Source organism: Streptomyces sp. SID5910, assembly GCF_009862125.1.
Taxonomy (GTDB): domain Bacteria; phylum Actinomycetota; class Actinomycetes; order Streptomycetales; family Streptomycetaceae; genus Streptomyces.
In genome coordinates this window covers 1-4,613 of sequence record NZ_WWHX01000508.1, presented here as the reverse complement: position 1 = coordinate 4,613, position 4,613 = coordinate 1, and the positions used below count along the sequence as shown (strand labels likewise).

Annotated in this window: 4 protein-coding genes; 1 reads left to right on the top strand and 3 read right to left on the bottom strand. The window is 74.1% G+C overall.

Features of this window, described 5'->3' with window-relative positions:
• Positions 1-156 precede the first annotated feature (156 nt).
• The 3 genes from GTW67_RS18310 to GTW67_RS18300 all read right to left on the bottom strand — a co-directional run bounded on the left by GTW67_RS18310 (position 157) and on the right by GTW67_RS18300 (position 3,265).
• Positions 157-1,314, bottom strand: coding sequence for a serine hydrolase domain-containing protein (locus GTW67_RS18310; RefSeq protein ID WP_161165899.1), 1,158 nt, complete (start codon positions 1,312-1,314; stop codon positions 157-159).
• Between the two features lie 128 nt (positions 1,315-1,442).
• On the bottom strand, positions 1,443-2,174 hold the full coding sequence (locus GTW67_RS18305; RefSeq protein WP_161165901.1) for a glycerophosphodiester phosphodiesterase: 732 nt from the start codon (positions 2,172-2,174) through the stop codon (positions 1,443-1,445).
• Positions 2,175-2,203: 29 nt separating this feature from the next.
• Positions 2,204-3,265, bottom strand: a complete 1,062-nt coding sequence (locus GTW67_RS18300; protein WP_161165898.1) for an adenosine deaminase — start codon at positions 3,263-3,265, stop codon at positions 2,204-2,206.
• Between the two features lie 947 nt (positions 3,266-4,212).
• Between GTW67_RS18300 and GTW67_RS37745 the strand changes: the two genes are divergently transcribed.
• Positions 4,213-4,455, top strand: a complete 243-nt coding sequence (locus GTW67_RS37745; RefSeq protein ID WP_237518919.1) for a DUF4190 domain-containing protein — start codon at positions 4,213-4,215, stop codon at positions 4,453-4,455.
• Positions 4,456-4,613: the final 158 nt, after the last annotated feature.

Here is a 4,613-nt window from a genome sequence, read left to right as displayed (position 1 = left end):
TAGAGAGACGGTGCGTCTGGGCCGACCCGAGCGGGGGGTGGTGCGTGCAGCTGCAAGGCGGAGGAGGGCGACAGGGCGGAGCCCTGGCAACCGACGACAACGCCGCAGATGCGCGTGCCACGCCCCGCGACGCCGGCCTGATCCAAACGACAGGCCCTAACTGAGCGCCGCCGCCGCGATTCCGTCGAGGACCGGGTTGGCCTCCGCGCTCTTGGCGTCCGTGGACGTGATCGACGTGACGAGGGTGACGCTCAGGTCGCGGGCGCCGCCGACGAGGGTGCTGTAGCCGTAGCGGGATCCGGACTTGCCCCAGAAGATCCGGTTGCCGACCTTCTTGTACTCCAGTCCCGCGCTGCGGGTCGCGTCCGGGAGGCCCGGCGGGGTCGTGAACATCTCCTCCAGCTGCGGCTGGGGCACGATCCGGCCCCGGAACAGGGAGGTGATCAGCCGCTCCAGGTCGGCGGTGGTCGAGATCATGTCGCCGGCCGCCCAGCGGTCGGCCTGGTTCCAGTCGGTGACGTCGACCAGCTCCGTCGTCCCGTCCGGCCGCTCCACCGCCTGGTAGCCGCGGTTGTGCGGGCCCCGGACACAGGGGTCGGTGCCGGGGAAGTACGTGTGCCGCATGCCGGCCGGGCGCAGGACCAGGCGGGTCGCCTCGGCGGCGTACGAGCGGCCCGTGACCTTCTCGATCAGCAGGCCGAGGACCGTGTAGTTGATGTTCAGGTAGTGCTGCCGCTCGCCCGGGCCGAACTCCGGTCCCTTCGCGACCGCCGACGCGACGACCTGCCGAGGGGTGAGGGTGTCGAAGCGGTGCGCGTACAACTCCGAGAAGTCCGCGCCGAGTTCACTGCCCGCCGGGATGCCGCTGGTGTGGTTGAGCAGTTGGCGCACGCTGATCGGGCGGTCGAAGGCGGGCGTGAACACGCCGGGGAGATACCTCTGGATCGGCGCGTCCAGGTCCACGTCGCCCTCGGCCGCGAGGCGCAGGACCGTGGCGGCGGTGACGACCTTGGTGACCGAACCGGCGCGGAACAGCGCGTCCGGGTCGGCGGGCCGGCCGCTCGCCAGGTCGCGTACGCCCGCGCTGCCGCGCCAGGTGCCGTCGGTGCCGCCGACCCGGACGAGGGCCGAGGTGGCGTACTCGTTGGGTACCACTGCGACGGCGGCGCGCAGGGCGTCGGCGTTGGGGGAGACCTCGGTGTGCGTGTGGGAGTGGCCGGAGGGGTGGGGTGCGGCGAAGGCGGGGGCCGCGAGGGGGCCCGCGGCCAGGGCGAGGACGAGGGACGCGGCGAGGGCGGTGGTGCGTGCGGTCATGTGACTGCGCATCGACGACTCCAAGGGGCTCGGGCAGCAAGGTCGGTCATCATCCTTGTGCGCCGAGCCCCCTGGGAGATCGTCGGTGAGGAGGGCGCCCGCCCTGGGGTCTGGGTGGGGGAAGTCCCCTATGAGGAAGGCGACTTGTCGGGGTCGGACCCTAGGCGCCGGGCCGCGCGCAGGTCGTGCAGGACGTCGACGCGGTTGGTCGTGATCGAGTCGACGCCGAGCGCGAGCAGGCGGCGCATGGAGCGGCGGGTGTCGGGGGTCCACACGGACAGCAAGAAGCCGTCGCGGTGGACGCGGTCGGCCAGCGCCCGGTCCACCAGCCCGAAACGGTAGTTGAGCCACCGCGGGCGGACCGCCGCCAGCAGTGCGGGGCGGGGCGGGGCGGCCGTCGTCCAGGTCAGGGCGATCTCGGCGGCGGGGTCGACGGCGCGCACGGCGAGCATGGCGGCGGCGCCCGCCGTGTAGTACACGCGGTCCGCCGCCCCGCACGCGCGGACCACGTCCACGATGCGCCGTACCGCCCGCTCGTCCGGCCCCCCGGGCAGGTCGAGCATCAGCCGGCCGCCCTCCGTCGCGGCCAGCGCCTCCGCGAGCGTCGGCACCCCGCCCGCCGTCAGCCCGCGCACCTCCTCCGCCGACAGCGAGCGCAGCGGCCGGTCGTGCTCCCACAGCCGCTTCAGGGTCTCGTCGTGCAGCAGTACGGGCACGCCGTCCCGGGTCAGACGTACGTCCGTCTCGACCGCGTCGGCGCCCCGGCCGAGGGCGGAGCGCAGCGAGCCGATGGTGTTCTCGCGGTACCGGTACGGGTCGCCGCGGTGGGCCACGGCGGTCGTGTCGCGCGGGGTGCTCATACGCGGAGTGCTCATCTGCGGGGCAACTCTCAGGAGGCGAGCCAGGTGGCGGTGTACGTGTCGATCTCGTCGCTGATCCTCGCCTTGCCCGGCGCGTCCAGGAAGGACGCCTCGACGCCGTTCTTGGCCAGGTCGGCGAGACCCCGCTCGTCGAGACCGAGGAGGCGGGCGGCGACGGCGTACTCGTTGTTGAGGTCGGTGCCGAACATCGGCGGGTCGTCGGAGTTGATCGTCACCAGGACGCCGGCCCGCCTGAACTCCTTGATCGGGTGCTCGTCCAGGGTGCGCACCGCGCGGGTGGCGATGTTCGAGGTCGGGCACACCTCCAGGGGGATGCGGTGCTCGGCGAGGTGCGCCAGCAGCTTCGGGTCCTGCGCGGAACTGGTGCCGTGCCCGATGCGTTCGGCGCGCAGGTCGGTCAGCGCGTCCCACACCGTCCCCGGGCCGGTGGTCTCGCCGGCGTGCGGCACCGAGTGCAGGCCCGCGGCGATCGCGCGGTCGAAGTACGGCTTGAACTGCGGGCGGGCCACCCCGATCTCCGGGCCGCCGAGCCCGAAGGAGATCAGCCCCTCGGGGCGCAGCCGGTCGTCGGTGGCGAGCCGGGTGGTCTCCTCGGCCGACTCCAGACCGGCCTCGCCGGGGATGTCGAAGCACCAGCGCAGCACGGTCCCGAACTCCGCCTCCGCCGCCTTGCGGGCGTCCTCGATGGCGTCCATGAACGCGCCCTCGTCGATACCCCGCCGGGTGGAGGAGAAGGGCGTGATGGTCAGCTCGGCGTAGCGCACCTGCTGCCGGGCCATGTCCCGGGCCACCTCGTACGTCAGCAGCCGCACGTCCTCGGGGGTGCGGATCAGGTCGACGACGGACAGGTACACGTCGATGAAGTGCGCGAAGTCCGTGAACGTGAAGTAGTCGGCCAGGGCCTCGGGGTCGGTGGGGACCTTGGAGTCGGGGTGGCGGGCGGCCAGCTCCGAGACGATGCGCGGGGAGGCGGAGCCGACGTGGTGGACGTGCAGTTCGGCCTTGGGCAGTCCGGCGATGAAGGCGTGCAGGTCGCGCGGGACGTCGGGGTCGACGAGGTGCTCGGTCAAGGGGTTCCTCCCCGGAACGGCGTCCCGGTGCCGCCCTGGTGCGGGCGGGTCCCGTGGGACGCGGGTGATCGGCTGATCGGTGGTTCGGGATCATCGTAGGCCGGGGCCGTGCGGGGCGGGGGCGGGCCGTAGCATGACGGGACGTTCGAACAGAGGGGATCCCGCGCATGTCCGACGACGCGCAGCCGCCGCGAGACGACGCGCAGGCGTCGGGGGCCGGGGGGAACGACTCCGGGGCGGTCCGGCCCGAGCGGACGGGCCGTGGTGGTTCTGGTGGTTCTGGTTCCGGCGTGACCTGGCCCGCGCCGGCCGGTGCGGGGGACGACGGTGTCGCGGACGCGGTCCCCGGGGTCGGCCTCGACAAGCCGGGGCGCCCGGCGGGGAGCGACGGGACGCCGGCCGCGGGGCAGGGCGCCGATCCGTGGGCGCCGCCGGTGGGCGATGCCGCGGCCGCGTCCGGTGGGCCCGGAGGCACGCTCGCGTCGAACGGACCGGCGCCGTGGTCGGCTCCGTCCGTCCACGACCAGCAGACGGTCACGTCTCTGTCGGAGTCGGGCGTGCCGGTGCCGCCGTGGGCGAGTCCGGGGGGCGGGGCCGCGACACCGGGGGACGGGACGTCCGGGGGCTATGCGGGGCCGGGTGCGGGCGCTTCGAACGGGGGCGGTCCTTTTGTGCCGCCGGGGGCGGGTGCGGGTGCGGCTTCGCCGGGTGGCGGGAATCCTTTCGCGCCGCCGGGTGCTGGTGATCCGTTTGCCCCGCCGGGTGCCGGGAATCCCTTCGCGCCGCCGTACGCCGGGCAGGGTCAGGCCGTTCCTCCGCCGCCCATCGCGCCCGACGGGCCCGGCCAGGTTCCCTACGGTTATCCCGGCGGGACCGGCTACCCCGGTCAGGGCGGTTACGCCGGTGGCCAGCCGCACGGCTACTACGGCTGGCCCGGGATGGCGCCGATGCCGAGCAACGGGATGGGCACGGCCGGTCTCGTACTGGGCATCGTCGCGGCCGTCGTCTTCTGTCTGTGGCCGCTGGCGATCATCCTCGGTGTTCTGGGGGTGGTCTTCGGGGCGGTCGGGCGTGGGAAGGCGCGGTCGGGGGAGGCCACGAATCCTGGGCAGGCGCTGGCCGGGATCATCTGCGGGGCGGTGGGCATTGTGCTCGGGGTCGGGTTCGGTGCGCTGGTGATCTTCACCTAGCGGTGCCCTGGCGTGGGCCGCGGTTTTGGGCCCGGCGGTGCGTGGGTGCCCGGGGCGGGGGTGGGTCGCGTGGCCCGGCGTGACGGGGTGCCCGGCGCGACTGCGGGCCGCGGGTGAGGCGCGTGGCCCGGCGCTGCCGGGGTGCCGCTGCGCCCACC